Here is an 18,668-nt window from a genome sequence, read left to right as displayed (position 1 = left end):
TACAGGTTAATCGATATTATATCATGGGTAATGCAGTTATTGTAGACGACGGCAGTCCAAATTTATATAGTTTTTGTTGTATCTAAATTTTAGATATTTTACAGTTGCACGCTTGCCGTTTCAACATTTCAATAAACTCACGCTATCTATTTTATTTCGCTTCTTCCCATGTAGTTGATGGTTGGTGGAATATTCTTGTACCTGATATTTCCATAACTCACATGACTGCAGGCTACCCTTTATGCGAGGCGGCTATTTTTTCTTGAGGTTAGCTGGTCACGGCGTGGCGAGGGGGGTATTATTAAACACCGGAATGTTTACATGATTCCGGTGTTTAATACTTTCTAATACATTATAGGTACCAAGTTGTAATTTCAGAAATACTCGGATATTCCGGTTTCGGTGGATGTTCAGATGCAGGATAACCTATCGCACAACCATCAATTTTATATGCACCATCGGGTAAATTAATAAGTTTACAGAAATCTGGGTTGTCACCCATCTGTCCGGTAATTGACACGAGTTGGAATCCTAATCCAAGATCTGTAGCCTTAAGCCACATGTTTTGCATGCAATGAGCAATAGACTGCATTTGAGCATCGGGTATCCCTTTAGGCTCAGCAACAACTATATAATATGGAGCCGAGCCAATTCCTAACGGCCCTTTCTTCATAGTCATTTCTAACCTTCCCAAAAAAGTCTTAGCTTTTACTCCTAACTCAGGAACTACTTCTATTTGCTTGGATAATTCTTCAAAGGCCTTCTGTGCATGCTTTTTAACAATCTCTGCTAATTCCATAAGCACCGGATTACTTCGAGATACAACGATGAACTTTCTTACATATTTGTTTGAGCTACTTGCTGCAGCGAAAGGGGCAAGTCTTCCAGCATCAATCACTGATTCAATTAGATCTTTAGAAGGAATTTCATTCGAAAATTGACGAATAGAACGACGGTTTAAAATTGCTTGGTCTAGAGTAATCATGAATTAGCCTCCTTTAAATATACATTCTGTACCATACCGTTCCCAACACTCTGCCGGCTAGAATACTTATGCCTTTTCTATAATTTTAATATGTGCCAAATGATGATTACCATGCCAAACATATAACCCTACTGCCATAAACTGTTCAATCCTCCCATTCCAATAAGTCAAATAAGTACTCTCTTCCCCCTAATATCTCGTCTTCCTTTTCTATCAATGGATCAATCCAATCTGCTTTATCACACGCCCATTTAATAAAGCTTAGTACCTTCATCATAGGTATGGTCAGGGTATACTGCCAGAACCATAGTTACGTGAGATGTACCATAAAATACTGAATCACCCGGCTCTGGGGCCGTGCAATTCTGGGCCAGCCTGCCAGTGTCACCGAAAAAGACCTTTTGGTTTTCTACCTGCTGAGCAAAATAAGAAGTGGACGGGTTGTTTCCAGCGAAGACGGCATAGTGATCTGGATGTATTTTATAATCTACAGCCATCAGGCTACCGATGTCAATACTGCCCGCTTGATAACTCAGGCGCGGGACGTCGGTATTTAAGTCTCAGCACTGGATAGCAGAGAGATCAGCAAAAGAAATAATTCTCTTCAAGCATTCAACATTTTCCCAGAAATTCCTTCTAAAAATCTTACGCAAAAAATTATCATTCTCCCCTGAATAAACAAAAAAGCCAGACCGTCCATAAAAAAACGATCTGGCAATTCCTAGCCTCTCCTGTTTTCTAAATCATTAACTGTCTCAACGTGCCTTGAATGGTCAAAAAAGATGCGATATATCCGTTGGTGTAACTCACGGTTTTATTGCGGCTTGGGACAGGCGGGAATTTAAGCATATAGCTATTGCCCTCATTGCTTTAGAGTATTGACAGCTCCTGTCTATTACGATAGACTTGCACTAGAGTCTATCGTAATAGACAGGAGGACATTATAGATATGGACTTAAAATTGTACGATGCTGAGTTTCGCTTTGCCTGCATCGTTTGGGAAAATGAGCCGATTCAGTCGGGTGATCTTACACGGCTTTGTGAACGCGAGCTTGGTTGGAAGCGCAGCACTACCTATACTGTACTGAAGAAGCTCTGCACCCGTGGAATTCTTCAAAACGAAGGCTCCGTCGTCACCGCACTCGTTAAGCGGGAGCAAGTACAGCAATACGAGAGCCGCGCCGTGATGGAAAAGAGCTTCGGTGGTTCACTGCCGAAGTTTATTGCGGCTTTCCTCGTGGGCGAAAAGCTCACTGAAAAGGAAGCCGAGGAAATCAAGAGCCTAATCGACCGATATAAAGGGGGGTAAATATGGAAGCGTTTATCGAGGGCCTGTTTTGCTCTGTGCTTAATATGAGCATTACGGCTTCCGTTGTCATCGCCGCCGTTATGCTTTTGCGGCTGCCACTTAGAAAAGCGTCTGGAGCGGTATCCTATGGACTTTGGTTTGTGGTACTATTCCGGCTTCTTTGCCCTGTTTCATTAAAGAGCGCCGTCAGCATTTTTGGTCTTCTTGGTTCCAACACCGCGATGAAGCATATTCCGACAGATATCGGCACTATGGTTCAGCCGCAGGTGAACGTGATTGTCCCGGGCGTCACTAGTGCGATTAACGATGTACTCCCCGCCGCGACGCCAACAGCAAGCGTAAATCCTATGCAGATCATTCTGTTCGTGCTGGCAACAATTTGGGTGCTTGGTGTTATCATTCTACTCGCTTACAGTCTAGTGTTGTATCTGCTTCTCAAGCGCAAAATTTACGCAGCCACACTCATACATAACAATATCTATCAGACCGACCGGATCAGCTCGCCCTTTGTCTGTGGTTTTTTCAGACCGAGAATAATCCTGCCCCTTGCTCTTGGATTTGGTGAGCGGGGTTACATCATCCGCCATGAAGAAACGCACATCAAGCGGCGCGATTATCTTGTAAAGCCGCTATGGTTTCTCGCTGTGTGTATCCACTGGTTTAACCCGTTTGCTTGGCTGTCCTTCCATTTGGTGAGCCGTGATATGGAGATGCGCTGCGACGAAGCGGTCATCCGGGAAATGGGAGAAAATATAAAGGCGGACTATTCCTCTTCACTCCTCACGCTTGCCAAAGTTCATAAATTTTTGCCAGGCAGCCCACTGGCTTTCGGGGAGACGGGCATCAAAATGCGGGTAAGGAATGTGCTTAATTACAAACGTCCGGCCTTTTGGGTCATTGCAGTTGCTGTGGTGGCAGTTATCTCCGCAACTGTAGTTCTAGCGGTAAATCCTAAAGAAACAAAAACCGGGCAGAGCCTTGCTGAGCAATTTTTACAATACAAAACCGATTATGTGGGTAACAACTCAAAGGTTGGCGGGATTATATCGCTTTTGGAATTTCCTGAAAACGTCAGCCGTGATTCCTTTGAATTGAAAACAGACGCGGAACCCTATGCAGTTACAATAAAGCTCAACGCCGGCCCCTCGCTCAAAGCATATTATTCAGATACTTCAAGGCAGCAGCAATTTAAGAACAACGCGGCTGTTATGCTTTCACTAATTGGCAATGTTGAAACAATCAATTTCAAGCTGTCCGACGGCAGTGACGATAGCAGCCCACTGGAACTTGTTTACACGAGAGACTGGTCTGATACGCAATATGGACAGGACGTGCGCTTATTTACCAGAAACCGGGAAGAGTTTGAAAAACTTCTCTATGCGCAGGCAATACAACCTGTACAGAGCAACATATCTGCTGTGGTCAGTTCGGCAAGTGCAGACCATACTGTTCTTGACGCCTGCGTCGGAAACGCGATTTTAAGTGAGAACGCCAATTTGTACCCCAAAAGCGATTTCGCGGCGGAATCCCATGTAACTTTGAAGACTGTGGAAAATGGGAATATGACCACCGTTTATACAATGGCACTCTATCAAGAGTATGAATATTCTGGCGGCGGATTATCCAATACTGGCGGCAGCCATATGCCGGTGGCCATTACTTTTGCAAAGAATACGGCCGGACAGTATACGCTTATCGAATACTGGATACCGAAGGATGGAAGCTACTATGCTCCCTCCATCAAAGAGAAGTTTCCCGCCGACATTTACAAGGACGCGCTTGACACGCAGAAATATATCATGGCTCAGGAACAGGCCTGCTATGAACAGGCGATTGCAAACGGGAAAGTTGACGCCAATGCGGTTATTAAAAAGCTTTTGGAAACAATAGCCTCGTCCCCTGCCCAGGCATCGAATCCGGGTGCTTATATAGAGGCGCACCCAATCGAGTACAGAGAACTCCTCTACTACGGCCAACACACGCTTCAGTATTGTTTCAGTCTTTTCGAGCAGGGTGGGCAGACCGATTTGAACGGTCAGATTATGGCGGCTGCCTGCCGTAGTATTCTCGGAGATGAAGACATTCAGCTTCTTGCCGATACCGGGCAGAAATGGTACGATGCTTTCAAAAGCAATGCGGAAAATCTGCGCAATAAAAACGGCGACGACTATATGAAAAAGCATATGCCCAGGTCTTATTTACTTTTACAAACGCTTGAATCGACAAATAAATAAATTTTTTATAAGCTCGTAGGGAAGCAAACAGCTAAATGTTTTGCCGCCCTTTTTTGCGTCTAACAAAGAAAGGTAAGCAAAATCTGAAGCGACAAGCGCGACGAAGCAATTGGAAATTTCAATCTTGATCCAGGATGGTTTCCATATACTCGATGTCAGCAGACTTAACAAAATAAAGAAAACTACAAAAACCAGAAGACCCCACCAGGTTTTATTTTACCAAAGTTATTGTAAATGTTACCGGTTGATCTACTATGATTTGATTATTTTCTCCACGTATTTCTGATAATGTAACTTTACCAGCTAACGGAGCCGACTCATCTAACCTTATATCAAAAAAATAAGTATATTCAGTTGGCCAATTCTTCGATTCAAAATGCCAACTGGATGGCTCAACCAATACTTTCATTAGTTTCTGTTTGGATAGAGAGGTTCCCTTTACTTCTATGAATATTGGGATTATTCCATTACCATACGGAACCGAAATAGCTTGCCCTGATTTGATAGTTTTTTGAACAGGCATCCCACCTATCTTAATTGACACATCTTGCGGAGCAAATATTTGGGATGATTTATCCGCATTTTCGTATTGCTTTGGTATACTATCTGATTTAGATGTTATTGTCTTTGAACAAGCTGTTGATGAAAACACCAGTACAAGCACTAGAATGTAAAATAACAATACTTTCTTCATATTGAACCTCCGTAGAGCAATTTTGAGTAGTACCGACATTTGCCATTTCATATAACTAATTGTCTGTCTCATAAATTTAATACGAACTTGTTCCTTTAATTCCTTTATTGGCATATTTAAATCATTCGATGGCAAAAAGTAATTCACCTTTTTCGAATTGAATTCTATAATCAAAATTCGTAAAGTTAAATTTTCATAATAATAAATAGAATTGGCAAGAATGGCTGGAAATCAAACAATTTTGGGGTTTATGAAGTGGAACCATATATAACCCAACTTTGGCGTAAAATTTTCCAGTACCTGTCGTAGCAAGGCTTTGAGGCATATATCGATAATTGGTCAGTGAATAACCGGGTTAGCCTTTAATACCTACTTGATTTAACTGGCAACTTTGCATTTGCTTCAAAACATCTATGGGGGATATTGAATGTCCAGCCCTCTTAATCATCATCTCCATCATATTTACTAATAGATAGGCCAAGATACAAACGCTTACATGAGCCTTGACTCGCTCAGTACGAGTTAAAATAAATCGGCCTTAGAGCCAATTGGGATTTCATTTCCCGAAACGCTTCTTCTATTTTGTTCTTTTCTCGGTATCTTTGAATGATTTGAGTTTGTGGAATCGTCGTATCGTTAGTAATGAAGAAAGTTATACCATCCAATCGTCTCATTTCCGTTTCCCCATTCTCATCAATCATCGCAGATAACTGATAAGAATGGGCTAAACGTATCTAGCCGTCTTTTTTAAGCACTTTAACCTCAATAGGCGTAACAGATACCTTCATCAATGACTTGAGTTTTCTTTTGGAAATTATTTTTTGCACCTTTCGCTCTACAGCTTCCTTTTGGCGGGATTTCTTAGAAAGAGCCAATTTGGCGTTTTGTTCGGCAATCCAAGATATGGTCTTTGAGATCCGTCTCCAATAAAATGGTGGACCCTGCGGGGTAACCATGAGTGCAATGACGATTTGTTCTCGATCGGGTCTGTGGTCGTGGGAATACCCTAGTTTAGCAATCACGCATTGGCTTCCTTCCATATAGGTAGACGTAATGTCATAGAAAAATCCTTCCCCAACACTGGGGTCAAAACGCGTAAGTTGAGTATAGAGATGGGTTTACAAATCGGTTTCCTGTTGATTAAGGAAATCCAATTTCTGGTATACAGCATAATCATCCGGTATCCGGGGAGCCTCAACTATAGGGGGTAGCACAGTACTCTGCATCCATTCCACGACGTGGATTTTGCTAAGGGGCTTAATACAACGATTGAGTACCATGTCTTGAAAAAATCGATGTAACTGAAAGGTTTCCCGAGGGAATGCAACAGAATAATGGGAAAAACATCCAAATCCTTGTGACTACAATATCGGAACTTTTAGCTAAAACCAGTTCCGAATCCTGCCCAGATTCCGGATGAGGCGGTGCTTGGGTTTTTTCCCGTCTTTATCCCTATAAGAAGCGACGATTTTAAAGTAATTGTAGGTTTTACCTTCTTGCTTTATAGTAACTTTTTCAGAAACATTGTAGCTCTCCAATTCGATTATGTTAGGACCACAATAAGAATACCATATGCGGTAAATTCATATAATTAGCAGCGTATTTTGCCATTTATTCAGGACTACAGATCAGGGTTGAAGCTTCGGAAGCCCTGGTATATAAGGATTTAGTAAAATATGTCGACAAACTTGGATATAAGTTAAAAATTGGCGACTTCCCTTAAAGGATACCGCCAATTTTTCGATATTCTTACTGGCTTTTCAACGATCGAGTGGCAATATCGAAGGTATAAGTGGTTCCTAATGCTGCCTTTAAGGTTAATACATTACCGTTCACCGATACAATATTCAGACTACCATCTAATGCAGAAGTCTTGTAGTTTTTAAGACTGTCTTGGTTTAGAATGCTACCATCCGGTTGGAAAACCAAAACCCATAAGACTCCTTGCTTTGGATTCCCTGTTTCAGACCCTTCAGCCCCAGCATAGACTACGGTTCTAATATTATTTATATCACCCACCCAACTATTAGCTAGTGTAAATTGCCAAGAATGAAGCATACCAGGATTACTATCGTCGTGCGATAATATACCTTTAGGTCCTTGCACTGGAGTTCCTAAATCTACAGGTGGCGCATAGGTTTTGGATGCTGGAGGTCTTTTGGCAATCTCATTTAACGCATTCTCCTTTATTTGGTGCTCTTTCAATAATGCTTGGTACTTATCAACCGGAATATTTGCATTTGCAGACAGTCCCGCTTCCATTTTAACCTTGCTTTCAAGAGGTATTGTACTAGCAGAGAGTTGAGTCGCACTAATCGCAGCTGTAGCAATAAGAAATCCCGTTAAAATAGTAATTGTTGTCCACTTCTTCATTTAGTTAAACCCCCTTCTTTTTAATTAGCCCAAGTTATATCAGTCGAATAGGTCATAGCTTGACCCGTAGCGTTAGATAAAGCTGTCCATCCCTGAGAAGGGGTGAATGTGCTAGAATCCGCTGCATACTCCGTTAATGTACCCATAAAGTTAATAGCAGCACTTTTGTTAGCAACTGCCCATTGATTCATTGGACCCCAATCCAAGGTAGCGCAGTTACTATTATAAATCTCAGGCACAGGCCAATTCTTTGGAGCACCGTAGGCCACGTACCAAACATCATTTGCTGTCCAACCATTACCAGGATATAATCCTCCCGCATCGTCACCATAGTCATAAAGTCTATAGTTTGCTGTGCTATTATATCCGTCAACCCAGTTTCTAGTAGTGCTAGCTGTATTCCAATCAATTTCCATATCGTTTGCACCAATAGCAGTTTCCTGAGAAGTGAAACCTGCGCTAGCAATATATGCGTTAACTGCATTCACTGAATTTCCCCAGGCTTGCCCGGTGGCATTGGTAACATTACTACCACAATTATTAGTACCAATAGCCACGGTTACATGCGGCCATGAAGGTGTACCTGCCCAAAACCCACCAAGAAAATTTTCTGTATAAGTAACAATCTGGGCGGTGGTAAGGGAAGTACCATTAACCAATAAGCTCCCAGTCGCCGTGGGTTCTCCGAAATCCAATATAACAAGACTGTCGGCTGGTCCACTGTTGTTTGTGGCTGCTTGTCCTGCGGCATAACCCCAATTATAAGCATTACTAGGATTAGTAACATATCGAGATACTGTATACACTGGTGCAGCGCTAGCTAAGGTTGGAGTAGGGAATATGGGTACTTGAGCAGCTAACAGACCAAGTGACATAACGAAAACAGAAATTTTACTTAATAATCTCTTCATCTAATTTCCCTCCTATTACCGATTAGACTCTCGGCATTCGCCGATCGCCGAGTCTTATGGCCCAAGGCTTAATTGAACCATCTTTATTAAATTGTTACTAAAGATATTTTCATGGGATCAAAAAGCGGAATAAATTTCCCTCCTTCAAAAATTCTCCCTTCACAAATATCCCCAGAAGGTATAGTATAAAAATACCTACTATTTTGTGTAGGGGCGAACGCCTTCAGATCATTTGTTACTTTGTCGGTATTGATGATCTGAGGGCATCTTTATTTAAATGGCCGTAGCCATATAAATACAATCAACATAGCACTAAAATTGACTTAACTTATAAAACCGTTTAATTTTTTTACTAATAAAAGACTATCACTAATTTATGACTTTGTCCCCCGTGATTCCCAATAAAATGCCCCCGTGTTTTACGCTAAATTATTGCATTCATCGACGATATAAATACGCCATGAAGGACTTATCAATTGTAAAGTCCTTCATGGCGTGAACACTTAAGTTAATTTTCTTTCTATACTCTAAGCATATTAAGACTTTTTCTCTTTACTAACATCTGCCCATTTTAAAACAGCCTCAAACCGCTTGCGTACTCCTAATTTGGGAAGAATATTACTAACGTGGAATTCCACAGTACGCACTTTGATACCTAAAAGCTCTGCAATTTCTTTATTGTGAAATCCTTTTGATATCAATTCTAATATTTCTAATTCTTTAACGGTCAATATTTTTTCAAGTACTTCAGGGTTCTTAGAATTGTTATCTCCATTATTATTAATCAATAAGTCTAAACCTTGTGAAAAATATGCCCCCTTATTAAAAACTTTAAAGATTGCATCAATCATATCCTCTACTGAACAATTTTTGAGCAAAAAACCATTAGCACCTTTTTTTATTGATTCTGTAACATAACCTTTGGGATCTTGTCCCGTGAGCATAAGAATCTTCATTGCTGGTTGAACCATCTTCATTTTTTCTATGATATTAACTCCACAGATATCAGGAAGATTGATATCCAGCATCACGACATCAACTTCTGTTTTGTTTATAAATCTCATACATTCCATTCCGTTTTTTACAATACCTACCGCCAAAATACTGGGTTCAACACGTAATAAAGAAACTGTTCCTTCTGAAAAAAGCGTATGATCATCAACGACTAAGACTTTTATTTTTTTTGATTCTGTTTTATTTATCATTCCCATTGATCCTCGCTTTTCAGAGAACTTTTTATTTCATGCCCTGACATTAATTAATCTTTATTAAGAACTTGGGATAATTGCCTTTAGCATTGTGCCTCGTCCATTTGATGAACTTATTTGAAGGTTCCCCCCCAAACTTTCTAATCTTTCCTTCATTCCTGCTATTCCATAATGAACACCTGTCATCAGCCAGTCATCTATTTTATTTGTATCAAATCCTTTACCGGAATCTTTTACTATTAGCTCAATTTTAGATTCTTTCATTTCAAGATGGACCTTTAACTCATTTGAATTCGAATGTTTCACAGCATTTGATATACCTTCCTGTAAAAAACGATACGCTGCTATTTCTACTTCTTCATCAAAACGGTCTTCTCGATTAATACCGACTATTTCTAACGAGATTAGTATTGGCTCATTAAGCATTATTTCCTCACACATCAATTCAGTAGCGGAAAGTAATCCTAGATCACTTAAGGTAGGAGGACGTAACCCTTTGCATATTAAACGGAGTTCCATACTTAGCTCTTCTACCAGCTCTCGCATATACAAAACGTCTTCTACCATTTCGTCTTTTGCGGAGACGTCTTTCGTAAGTTTCTTCAGGCGTCGATCCAAATCCAACACAAATTGTAAAGGGCCATCATGAATCTCATGTGCTATTGATTTTCGCTCTCTTTCAAAATTTCTAAACAATACGGCAGTAATACCATGTAATCCTTGAGTTTTTCGTTGTAATTTAAAGGTTTGATTGGCCAAGTCTTTGATTTCATTTGACAACTCTTTTGTAACAAGTGCAGATGTCAAGCGTTGCGCTAATTGGCTGGAAATTAACGTAATAAACGCTAGATCTTCCTTCTTAAATTTTATCTTAGAATAACGATGACCTAAAAATATTCCGCAAATATAATTATCTGAAATGACGGGAATATAGACTTCAGCTTGCGAATCATCTGAAAGCAATTTCGCCTCTAAGTTAATTTTTTGTTCAGTCCGAAAATATTCTTGTAATTTATATCGTTCATTAATATTTTCCGCAAACATGCCTACACTCTTGTTAAAATTTCTACTTTTATCATCCTTTATGATAATAAAGGCACCCTGAATCTTTAAGCTATTTACAAACTCTTCTAATATACTTTCTTCTTCATGGATAGAAATCAATCTTTCGTTTAGGTCAAGAATTCGTTTCTTAAAAGCATGCTTTCCTTCTGGAAATAAATATGTATTAATTATCTTCTTTATCGTGATTCGAAGAAACGTTATATAAACCATAAAGGCTAATGTTAGGGGTAAAACAGCAAGAAACTTTTCTATATTTAAATTACCAAACACATTTACAAAAAAGAGTACAAATGTAACAACAATGCTAGTAATTACTCCTTCAATCAAAAAAATTAGTGTATATTCCAAGAGTTGATGACAGTCCAATAAATATTTATTAACAATGACATAAGATAAAGTAATCGGAAATGCAGAAACAAATAAATAACTGATCTCGGTGTTAACAATGGGTTGAGTATTTAATATAACCGGAATAGCCGTTAAAATAATAAACGGCAAAAAAGCTAGGGCTATACCTAATAGCACAATATTTACTTGGTTTTTTTCCGATGTATCATTTGATGTCCTTATTGATAACCATAGATTCATCAACACTAAAAGAATACCTACCAACAAATTTGTTAGTATTAATTTCTTTATCGAGCTGTTAATGTGCAGGATACCCGCTGATTGTAATACCGTAAGAGCTATTATTAATACGCTCGTAACAGCTAATATATTGCGACCAACCCAATTGATCCGGTTTCTATTTTCGCTCGGGAATACCGAAAATAAATCTACAAGGGTCAATGGAACCAGTGACATGACAATGGATTCCAAATCTCTGGAAAACATCAGTACTCGACTCGAAGCCGGAGTTAAGATGATAGCTAAACCGATAAACCAATTAGCCCAGAATAAAGCACGTGCTTGAATCATGTAAGGTCTTTTAAACCATGTGAAATATCCAAAAAACATAAAGACCAGTCCTAAAATGGCCATAGGTATTTCGCTGAATACCATCAATTTACTAGGGCGTTTTGGTATTTTGATGATATAATCCGTTGATTCAGTGCTTTTTTGAAATTCTATTACTGAAGCACCTTCGGTCTCACCCCATTTTTGGACGAAGTGATAATCTCCTGTTTCTTGATTATTAATTCTTAATATTATATCACCAACACGGACTCCTAGCTTGTACCCCTCACCATAAGGATCACTGTCAGCAACAATCCATTTACCATTATGATTATTAAGATCAAGGCCGACGTATGGGTGATTAATAATTGCTACAAAGTACATGATCGTCAATAAAACAAAGGCGACACTAGCAATGTTATATGCCTGTCGCCAAATTATTTTCTTCAACAAGTTTGATCAACTTCTCCTTGTGTTTTTCGGAAATTAACATTGTTTGAATAATTTCCATTGCCTTTTCCCGGAACATTTCATACATCACTCTACAATAAAGTGTAACCCCTTCATCCATTGCTAGTTGTTTTAGATAGTCTTGTTCTTCTTTACCAAAACCTTGTAGCCCATTGGCTTGTAATTGAGTTAGTTTATTAAATTGTTCAGCCGAATTACCTTTCAGAACGTTCAAAAGGTAGACATATGGCAAAGTTTTTTTATGATTAACAAAATCCCTTTTCTTCTCCAAGCTTAAAAAGTCATTTAGGTCATTTCTAATTTGGCCCATGATGCCTAGATAGTTTCCAAAACTGCCCAATTGAATTACCAGTTCTTCCGATGCACCACCTAAAATTGCGCCTAATTTGCACGCACATGACGTTAGACTTCCTGACTTTTTCTCAACAAGTTTAAAATATTGGTCAAGAATAACTTGCTCAGAGTTGTCTAAGAGAACCTCTTGAAATTGCCCATCACTAGCCGTTATCCACATATGACTAAGCATTTGGCTAACTTCCTTATAAAGTCTGTTATCCGTATTATCCGATAACATAGAAAGAGACCTGTAGCTCAGCATACTTAAACAGATTGCTAAATTCAAAGCATTAGCAGTTGGAATTTGACGCCATGGCAGATTATCATTATCCTGGTCTTGAATATCATCAAAAATATCTGCTGCCAGAGCAGCTAATTCCATAGCAACGGCACCTGGCAGCAAGACTTCATTCACTCCACTTACACATTCACAACCTAATATAGTCAGGTGTGCCCATTTAAATTGTTCACCGTTCTTGACTTCGGCATTTAACGAGGATTGGATTAAGTGCATCATTTCAGGGCTGAGATACGCTCTGTTCAGTATATCATTTAGTATGGATGTGATTTCACAATCGAGATGATGCGTCATCTTCCTTATTCCCACATGCCCTCTGGGATTATTCCAATGGTTACAGCATCTCCAGTTGCTTCATATTTGGAAAAAACTCTTTGGATTATGGAAACTTCATTAGGTAATATTTTTGCTGAAGATACCCCCTGCTCACACAATGCCATATTATGGTTATTTTTGACTAAACTGTGGACCATTTCCGCTATTATTTCGTAGTTCAATATTAAAACATCCTTTCATTTTTTATATATTGCTATATTTGACGCCATTTCCTAAATTCCTGTTTTCACATAAACTTTTATAGTATTTTGTATTTCAAAAATTAAATTAGCCGATTGTCAAGTTTATTAACAAGCTGAGTCTTTTTTCTCTCAACCAATAATCTCTATCTAACCAATATCCAATTTCGGAATAAATTACAATTAATACAACGAAGCCTTGTGAATTTTAAGTATTGGAATCCTTAGAATAGAAATTTTGAATTATCTACATGCTATCATAGACTTACTAAATAGTCGCCCGTAATTTTCGACAAACAAATACCAGTATTTTTAGTCAAATAATATTATTTTTCGACATAGAAAATCAAACAATTCATCAAATGAAGACTTGCCAATCAAAAAAATCTACCTTCTTTGTTTTCAACGCAACTGAAATATAGTATCCGCAGTACCCCTAAAGCCTTTTATTCTGAGAATATAAACTACACCAAAATAATAGTTAAAGCTTTTATCTTATCTCCGCCTTTACCCCCTGCTCTACACCGTGCATGACAGTTTCCTGCCACACCGCAACAATCATTACCTATAATAACATGTTATGTAAAACAAAATAGGCGACATGTTCCCATGGACGTAGGCGGAAAAATTACGCCTGTTTCCGATTTAATTAAAAATATTCTAGAAATCTACAGGCGTCTTTCAGAGTGTCTGTTTCCTTAAACTTGTCACAGTCTCAACGTGCCTTGAGTGCGTGAGAAGATGTCGTACTCCTCTGGCACCCCCTTGGCGGATAGCCATAAATCAGATAAGTCTTTCACCTCTCCATTAGTTTTTAGCTCAACTACCTTATAGAACCGATTTGTTTTTCAAACATCAAATCCCATATATCAAGACATTTTTCCGCAATATCTTTTTTCTCTGGCAGCGATGAACCGGATGTCTCATCATATAATCCAATTATCAACTTGGAAACCTCACTTTCTATTCCCCAAACACCTTTATCTTTGCTAATTCAATCATTAATTAGAGTAACTTCCGCGCTAGTGAATATGATCCCATTTGAATCAGTTCTTTGTCATCCGACTCATAACATTTTTTATAATATTTAATACACGCTCACGGTATTTGGGATACAACAAAAAAAGCATGCTTTTCGTGCCATGGAAGCCTGCAAATCTATAATCCTGTTCATACAAATTATAACTTTTTCCGATGCCCAATCTCTTTCAATATTATAACAGGGCCATAAGGCATATAAGCTTGCGAATTTTACTGCCGAATTTTCATCTAAGGTTAATACAAGATTTATCATCCGAGTCGGTTCTTCAGAAACTGTTTTAATAGCGGCGCCGTAATGTTTTTTTTCTCATTATAACCTCTTTCCCCCTCTTATTTCAGAAGAAAGAGAGGTCTGACAGAAGTATAAATCTCTGAATTTAATACACTTTTGGTGAGGTCATTATGTCAGTAATATCAATAGATAAACAGTAATAGAGGCTAAAGTGCTGGGTTTCAAAGGCGTCACGGATAACAGCATCGTGTTCTTCGAACGCGTTCTTAGCACAAGACCACCAGCTAGGCTTTATCGAGACCGCTATTTCTTCTTGAGGGTAGTGAGGCACGGATTGGTCTGGGGTGAATTGCTCTCAGATTGTAGTCGATATGCGTAAGATTGCATGTTGACATTTTAATGGACTCAAGGATCTAGTTACCAATTACTCCATATTGTTGTAGTTTTTTATAAATCGCTTCAGCCTCTTCTTTATTATTGGCTGGCACGGTAATGAACAAATTTTCACCCTTATAAGGTTCTTTCGTTAAGTCATAATAAATTTGTTCATTGTTTATTTCAAATGTCAGCTGTTTTAAATCTTCATCTGCGTAAACTTGCCCCATTAAATATCTTCTATCTCCTACATAACATATCCACATTGTGGCTGGTGAAAAAAAGCAAGGTGTATATTCATTATTATTTATGCACAGTTTGCCATCAAATTGCTTGGAATTTCTATTATATTGACCATCTAATTCAACAGTAACCTTTTTATTAAATTTTGAATCATTCAACCTGTATGCAATTCCCACATATTTACTTTTTATTGAAATCGGCATTAGTAAAGAAATGTATATAATAAAAGTTACACCTATTAATATAATTAAAATTGATGCATTTTTTTTCAATCTGTATTCCCACCTCATTATTATTTCCTTCCCTGCCCCTCCCGATCCGCTTTACATTTCCGTCGTCAACCCTCGCGATAAGAAGTTAATAACCTTCTCCTTATAAACTTTATGCGTATCCGGATCTTTCGCGGCGAAGCGCTTCATTTCCCGGGTCAGTTCCTTGAAGGTTTTGTCCAGATTCTCATTCAATTCCGGCAGCGTTTCTTCCAGCGCTGGCGCTCCGGCGGTCAGGGAGACGGACTGCTTGGAGGCATAGGCCTCGAAGAGGCGGATAAGTTTTTCGGCCGTTTTCTGTGAGTAGCTGAACGACGGGAATAAGGGACATTCGGATAGTTAATACAACTACGAATGACCTGTTTGATCCGCTGCAGGCTTAAGCGCAGGGATATGAAAGTGGTGGCCGGGCGGCCGCCGCATCTTATTTCCAAAAGACAAAGCACAAAACCTGACACCGGCCCTTTTGCATCGCCCTTAATTGGCCTGCAAAGCTTTCATTGGACAAAAGGAGACACACTTTTTACATTGAATACACTTGTCCTGGTCAATCGTCGGGGCGGAATAGCCGGTTTGATTGATTGCGCCTGTGGGACAGACGCGGACCGCCGGGCAGGGGTGGTTCTGGGGGCATCTTTTTTTATTGACGGTAATCTGCATCATTCAGTTCTACTTCCTCTCTAATAATTTTTCGTTTTTCTTTGAATAGCTCCATTAAATAAGGGGCAAAGCAATGAGCGAAACTCGAATTAAAATTCATTTTATCCCTAATACCCCGCAGGGGTATATATGAAGTATAGTAGTAAGCAAGCAGATTTGTCAATAAGAATTTACAGGAAGAAGCATTACCACAGAAAAATTCAGCGAAGACTAACAACCGGTCCCAATTCGAATGCACATTCGAATTGGGACCGGCCTGACATGGGTAAGATTTGGCAACAAAGCCCTCTGAATGATTACTTGCCACCTGAAATGATTTTTATATATTCCTCAGTAGATAACAACTCTGAATTTAGACCAGATTCCACTTCATCTGATAATTTAACGTTTGATGCAACTTGAAATCCGGCTTGCTTTACAAACGAAAGATATTCTTGTACTTTTTCTTGTATATCGGCTCTACTCATCCGAAGTAACATGCCATTATTCCTATATATCTCCAATATCGGATTTGAGGATTTCATTACTTCATGCATAGTGCGAAAATTATTTTCACCCGGGAAACCAGAGTTTGATATTACTATCATATCAGGTAATTTCGATAAATTATTTTTCATCTCAAAATTACCCTCACTTTCCACTACATTGGGACTTTTTAGAGGGATTAACCTATCTGCAAAGTTTTTAAGGCACGCTGTCATATTCCAAAGGTAAACAGGGGTAGCAAAGCATACAATATCTGAACTTTTATATAGCTTAAGCAATTCATTCATATCATCTTGATGGATACATTCCCCTGGAGTTTTAAACCAACAAGAAAAACATCCTGTACAATGCTTAATATTTTTATCAATCAAAAAAATATTTTCCGTTTCTGCACCGGCTTTCCGTGCCCCTGCCAAAAATGCTTCCACAATCATATTTGTATTACTATTAATGCCTCTTGGACTTCCGTTAAAAGCAGTAATTTTCATATTACCATCCCTTTAATTATAGTTAGCTGCTGATCGACCATTTCTTCGTTGACTGTCAGAACAGATGAGGAGGTCTTCAAGCCATCAAAAAAATAGATAATATGTGCTGCTACAATAGAACTATCAAAATGTTTAAATTCTCCAGTTTCTTGACCATATCTGAATAGATTGCCAAGTAAATCAACAGACAACGCTACCCTTTTATCAAAATAGGCACGCTGTTCAGGTTCAGCGAAAGCAAATTCGTGAGCAGCAAAAAACAACCCTTTATTGTCACTGAATATGGCATTTTTCTCATGATCTAAATAATGCTCAAATATTACTTTTGCGGGTACTTTTTGCTCTATTGCTTGCTTCACAGCCTTTATGTCATCGTCTATGTCCCCGTCAAGCATCGCTATGAATAGTTCTTTCGTGGAAGAAAAATAACGGTACAAGCCCCCTCTGCTCAGACCGCAGCGATCACAAATATCTTTCATAGTAACAACTTGATAGCCTTTATCAGCAAACAATTGTAGAGATGCATCAATGATATTTTTTTTAGTGTTATTACTTTTATTTGACACGATACAGTCTCCTTTCTGCAAAAGCGACACATATGTCGTTTCTCATATTTTACGACACACGTGTCGCTTTGTCAAGTCAAACACAATTACAATGCTTCTCTATGTCAAAACACAACGGTCTCAAATCCCTCAATAGAAGAATATCAATTGCTCAAGCTCTTGTCAGCGAAATCTAATTTATCTTAGCTATCTAGCCAAATTATTCCCACATACTAAAGCTCTTGGGTGCTCACTTCACACCCAAGAGCTTCAATACATTGCTATTATTCACCTTCACAGTCTTTCCAAGTAAAAAATACCCAAGCGTAAATCCGTACAATCACTCATCCTTTTTATAAAAGCAACGCTTCATGATGTCTGAATACTTTTCCCATTCTCCAAGCGGGTCCATATCGATCTCATTAAAAGATTTTAATTTATCTGCTTGTTGCTCTGCAAAACTTAGCAACGTCCAATTAATAATATTAATAGTTTTTTGAACATTAATATCCTCACGAAATTTAGTCAAATCTATATTTTTATAACTTTTTTCGAAGCCACTATCAATGACATACTTACCCATTTTATCAATTTCAGTTTTAACTTCAGCGGCATTCTCATGACCAACCGTTGTCAGAAAGTCAAATGCTTTCGGGAATTTTTTCATGATTTTAAACTTAATTAATCCTAGGTCTCTAATCCTTTTAAAAAGATCTGTTTCATTCCAATCCACCTCGTCGTAAATTTTATCAATAATCTCAAGCAAATAATCAAGCAAAAATAGATATAATTCCTTTTTGTTATTAAAATAGCTGAACAATGAACCTTTGGCTATATTCGCTTCTTTAATAATCTCGTTTGTAGAAGCCCTTTCATAACCACTTCGCGTAAACTCTTTAAGAGCTGCATTTATAATACGTTCTCTTTTCTCTGGTTCCAAACTATAAAATTTCGGATACATGATAGGCACCTCATTACTTCGTTTGTCTGACCACTTCGGTCAGATATTATTTTATAACAAATGACCGAAGTG

Annotated in this window: 16 protein-coding genes and 1 pseudogene; 2 read left to right on the top strand and 15 right to left on the bottom strand. The window is 38.6% G+C overall.

Annotation, left to right across the window (positions count from 1 at the left end):
• Positions 1–352: 352 nt before the first annotated feature.
• The gene (locus REC12_RS23350) at positions 353–985 is read right to left on the bottom strand and encodes a nitroreductase family protein (RefSeq protein WP_308898386.1); all 633 of its coding nucleotides are present in this window, start codon (positions 983–985) and stop codon (positions 353–355) included.
• Between the two features lie 949 nt (positions 986–1,934).
• Between REC12_RS23350 and REC12_RS23345 the strand changes: the two genes are divergently transcribed.
• Together REC12_RS23345 and REC12_RS23340 are read left to right on the top strand one after the other, a co-directional pair.
• The gene (locus REC12_RS23345) at positions 1,935–2,294 is read left to right on the top strand and encodes a BlaI/MecI/CopY family transcriptional regulator (RefSeq protein WP_308898384.1); all 360 of its coding nucleotides are present in this window, start codon (positions 1,935–1,937) and stop codon (positions 2,292–2,294) included.
• Between the two features lie 2 nt (positions 2,295–2,296).
• A complete protein-coding gene (locus REC12_RS23340; RefSeq protein ID WP_308898383.1) occupies positions 2,297–4,528 on the top strand; it encodes a M56 family metallopeptidase in 2,232 nt (743 codons plus the stop codon).
• Between the two features lie 211 nt (positions 4,529–4,739).
• Here the strand turns inward: REC12_RS23340 and REC12_RS23335 are convergent, their stop codons facing one another.
• The 14 genes and pseudogenes from REC12_RS23335 to REC12_RS23260 form a co-directional block, all read right to left on the bottom strand.
• Positions 4,740–5,222, bottom strand: a complete 483-nt coding sequence (locus REC12_RS23335; RefSeq protein ID WP_308898381.1) for a hypothetical protein — start codon at positions 5,220–5,222, stop codon at positions 4,740–4,742.
• Positions 5,223–5,580: 358 nt separating this feature from the next.
• Positions 5,581–6,760: pseudogene (locus REC12_RS26620) on the bottom strand (IS1634 family transposase N-terminal domain-related protein); the annotation flags it as partial.
• 211 nt (positions 6,761–6,971) lie between these two features.
• The gene (locus tag REC12_RS23320; protein WP_308898374.1) at positions 6,972–7,595 is read right to left on the bottom strand and encodes a hypothetical protein; all 624 of its coding nucleotides are present in this window, start codon (positions 7,593–7,595) and stop codon (positions 6,972–6,974) included.
• Positions 7,596–7,615: 20 nt separating this feature from the next.
• Entirely contained in the window at positions 7,616–8,506 is an 891-nt protein-coding gene (locus tag REC12_RS23315; protein WP_308898373.1) for a hypothetical protein, read from the bottom strand.
• Between the two features lie 536 nt (positions 8,507–9,042).
• The gene (locus tag REC12_RS23310; RefSeq protein WP_308898372.1) at positions 9,043–9,711 is read right to left on the bottom strand and encodes a response regulator; all 669 of its coding nucleotides are present in this window, start codon (positions 9,709–9,711) and stop codon (positions 9,043–9,045) included.
• A gap of 63 nt (positions 9,712–9,774) precedes the next feature.
• Positions 9,775–12,129, bottom strand: coding sequence for an ATP-binding protein (locus REC12_RS23305; protein ID WP_308898370.1), 2,355 nt, complete (start codon positions 12,127–12,129; stop codon positions 9,775–9,777).
• On the bottom strand, positions 12,095–13,075 hold the full coding sequence (locus REC12_RS23300; RefSeq protein ID WP_308898369.1) for a polyprenyl synthetase family protein: 981 nt from the start codon (positions 13,073–13,075) through the stop codon (positions 12,095–12,097). The genes REC12_RS23305 and REC12_RS23300 overlap by 35 nt, the downstream gene beginning before the upstream one ends.
• Before the next feature lie 5 nt (positions 13,076–13,080).
• Complete coding sequence (locus REC12_RS23295) at positions 13,081–13,278, bottom strand: hypothetical protein (protein ID WP_308898368.1); 198 nt, start codon at positions 13,276–13,278, stop codon at positions 13,081–13,083.
• A 1,704-nt stretch (positions 13,279–14,982) separates the two neighbouring features.
• Positions 14,983–15,459, bottom strand: a complete 477-nt coding sequence (locus REC12_RS23290; RefSeq protein ID WP_308898366.1) for a hypothetical protein — start codon at positions 15,457–15,459, stop codon at positions 14,983–14,985.
• A gap of 51 nt (positions 15,460–15,510) precedes the next feature.
• Complete coding sequence (locus REC12_RS23285; protein WP_308898365.1) at positions 15,511–15,651, bottom strand: hypothetical protein; 141 nt, start codon at positions 15,649–15,651, stop codon at positions 15,511–15,513.
• Between the two features lie 282 nt (positions 15,652–15,933).
• Positions 15,934–16,116, bottom strand: a complete 183-nt coding sequence (locus REC12_RS26615; protein ID WP_445223118.1) for a 4Fe-4S binding protein — start codon at positions 16,114–16,116, stop codon at positions 15,934–15,936.
• Positions 16,117–16,412: 296 nt separating this feature from the next.
• Positions 16,413–17,090, bottom strand: coding sequence for a flavodoxin family protein (locus REC12_RS23270; protein WP_308898364.1), 678 nt, complete (start codon positions 17,088–17,090; stop codon positions 16,413–16,415).
• Positions 17,087–17,656 carry a TetR/AcrR family transcriptional regulator gene (locus tag REC12_RS23265; RefSeq protein ID WP_308898362.1) on the bottom strand — a complete coding sequence of 190 codons (570 nt, stop codon included), beginning with the start codon at positions 17,654–17,656 and terminating at the stop codon, positions 17,087–17,089. The genes REC12_RS23270 and REC12_RS23265 overlap by 4 nt, the downstream gene beginning before the upstream one ends.
• 319 nt (positions 17,657–17,975) lie before the next feature.
• Positions 17,976–18,596, bottom strand: coding sequence for a TetR/AcrR family transcriptional regulator (locus tag REC12_RS23260; protein WP_308898361.1), 621 nt, complete (start codon positions 18,594–18,596; stop codon positions 17,976–17,978).
• Positions 18,597–18,668 lie beyond the last annotated feature (72 nt).

Source organism: Candidatus Desulfosporosinus nitrosoreducens, from assembly GCF_030954495.1.
Lineage (GTDB): Bacteria > Bacillota > Desulfitobacteriia > Desulfitobacteriales > Desulfitobacteriaceae > Desulfosporosinus > Desulfosporosinus nitrosoreducens.
The sequence above is the reverse complement of the archived record's forward strand: the minus strand, read 5'-3'. Positions and strand labels throughout refer to the sequence as shown.

What these genes read in the sequence shown, in the direction of transcription:
- REC12_RS23350 (WP_308898386.1), bottom strand. Translation starts at nt 985, where the DNA reads ATGATTACTCTAGACCAAGCAATTTTAAACCGTCGTTCTATTCGTCAA.
- REC12_RS26615 (WP_445223118.1), bottom strand. Translation starts at nt 16,116, where the DNA reads ATGCAGATTACCGTCAATAAAAAAAGATGCCCCCAGAACCACCCCTGC.
- REC12_RS23315 (WP_308898373.1), bottom strand. Translation starts at nt 8,506, where the DNA reads ATGAAGAGATTATTAAGTAAAATTTCTGTTTTCGTTATGTCACTTGGT.
- REC12_RS23335 (WP_308898381.1), bottom strand. Translation starts at nt 5,222, where the DNA reads ATGAAGAAAGTATTGTTATTTTACATTCTAGTGCTTGTACTGGTGTTT.
- REC12_RS23340 (WP_308898383.1), top strand. Translation starts at nt 2,297, where the DNA reads ATGGAAGCGTTTATCGAGGGCCTGTTTTGCTCTGTGCTTAATATGAGC.
- REC12_RS23270 (WP_308898364.1), bottom strand. Translation starts at nt 17,090, where the DNA reads ATGAAAATTACTGCTTTTAACGGAAGTCCAAGAGGCATTAATAGTAAT.
- REC12_RS23300 (WP_308898369.1), bottom strand. Translation starts at nt 13,075, where the DNA reads ATGACGCATCATCTCGATTGTGAAATCACATCCATACTAAATGATATA.
- REC12_RS23260 (WP_308898361.1), bottom strand. Translation starts at nt 18,596, where the DNA reads ATGTATCCGAAATTTTATAGTTTGGAACCAGAGAAAAGAGAACGTATT.
- REC12_RS23345 (WP_308898384.1), top strand. Translation starts at nt 1,935, where the DNA reads ATGGACTTAAAATTGTACGATGCTGAGTTTCGCTTTGCCTGCATCGTT.
- REC12_RS23320 (WP_308898374.1), bottom strand. Translation starts at nt 7,595, where the DNA reads ATGAAGAAGTGGACAACAATTACTATTTTAACGGGATTTCTTATTGCT.
- REC12_RS23310 (WP_308898372.1), bottom strand. Translation starts at nt 9,711, where the DNA reads ATGATAAATAAAACAGAATCAAAAAAAATAAAAGTCTTAGTCGTTGAT.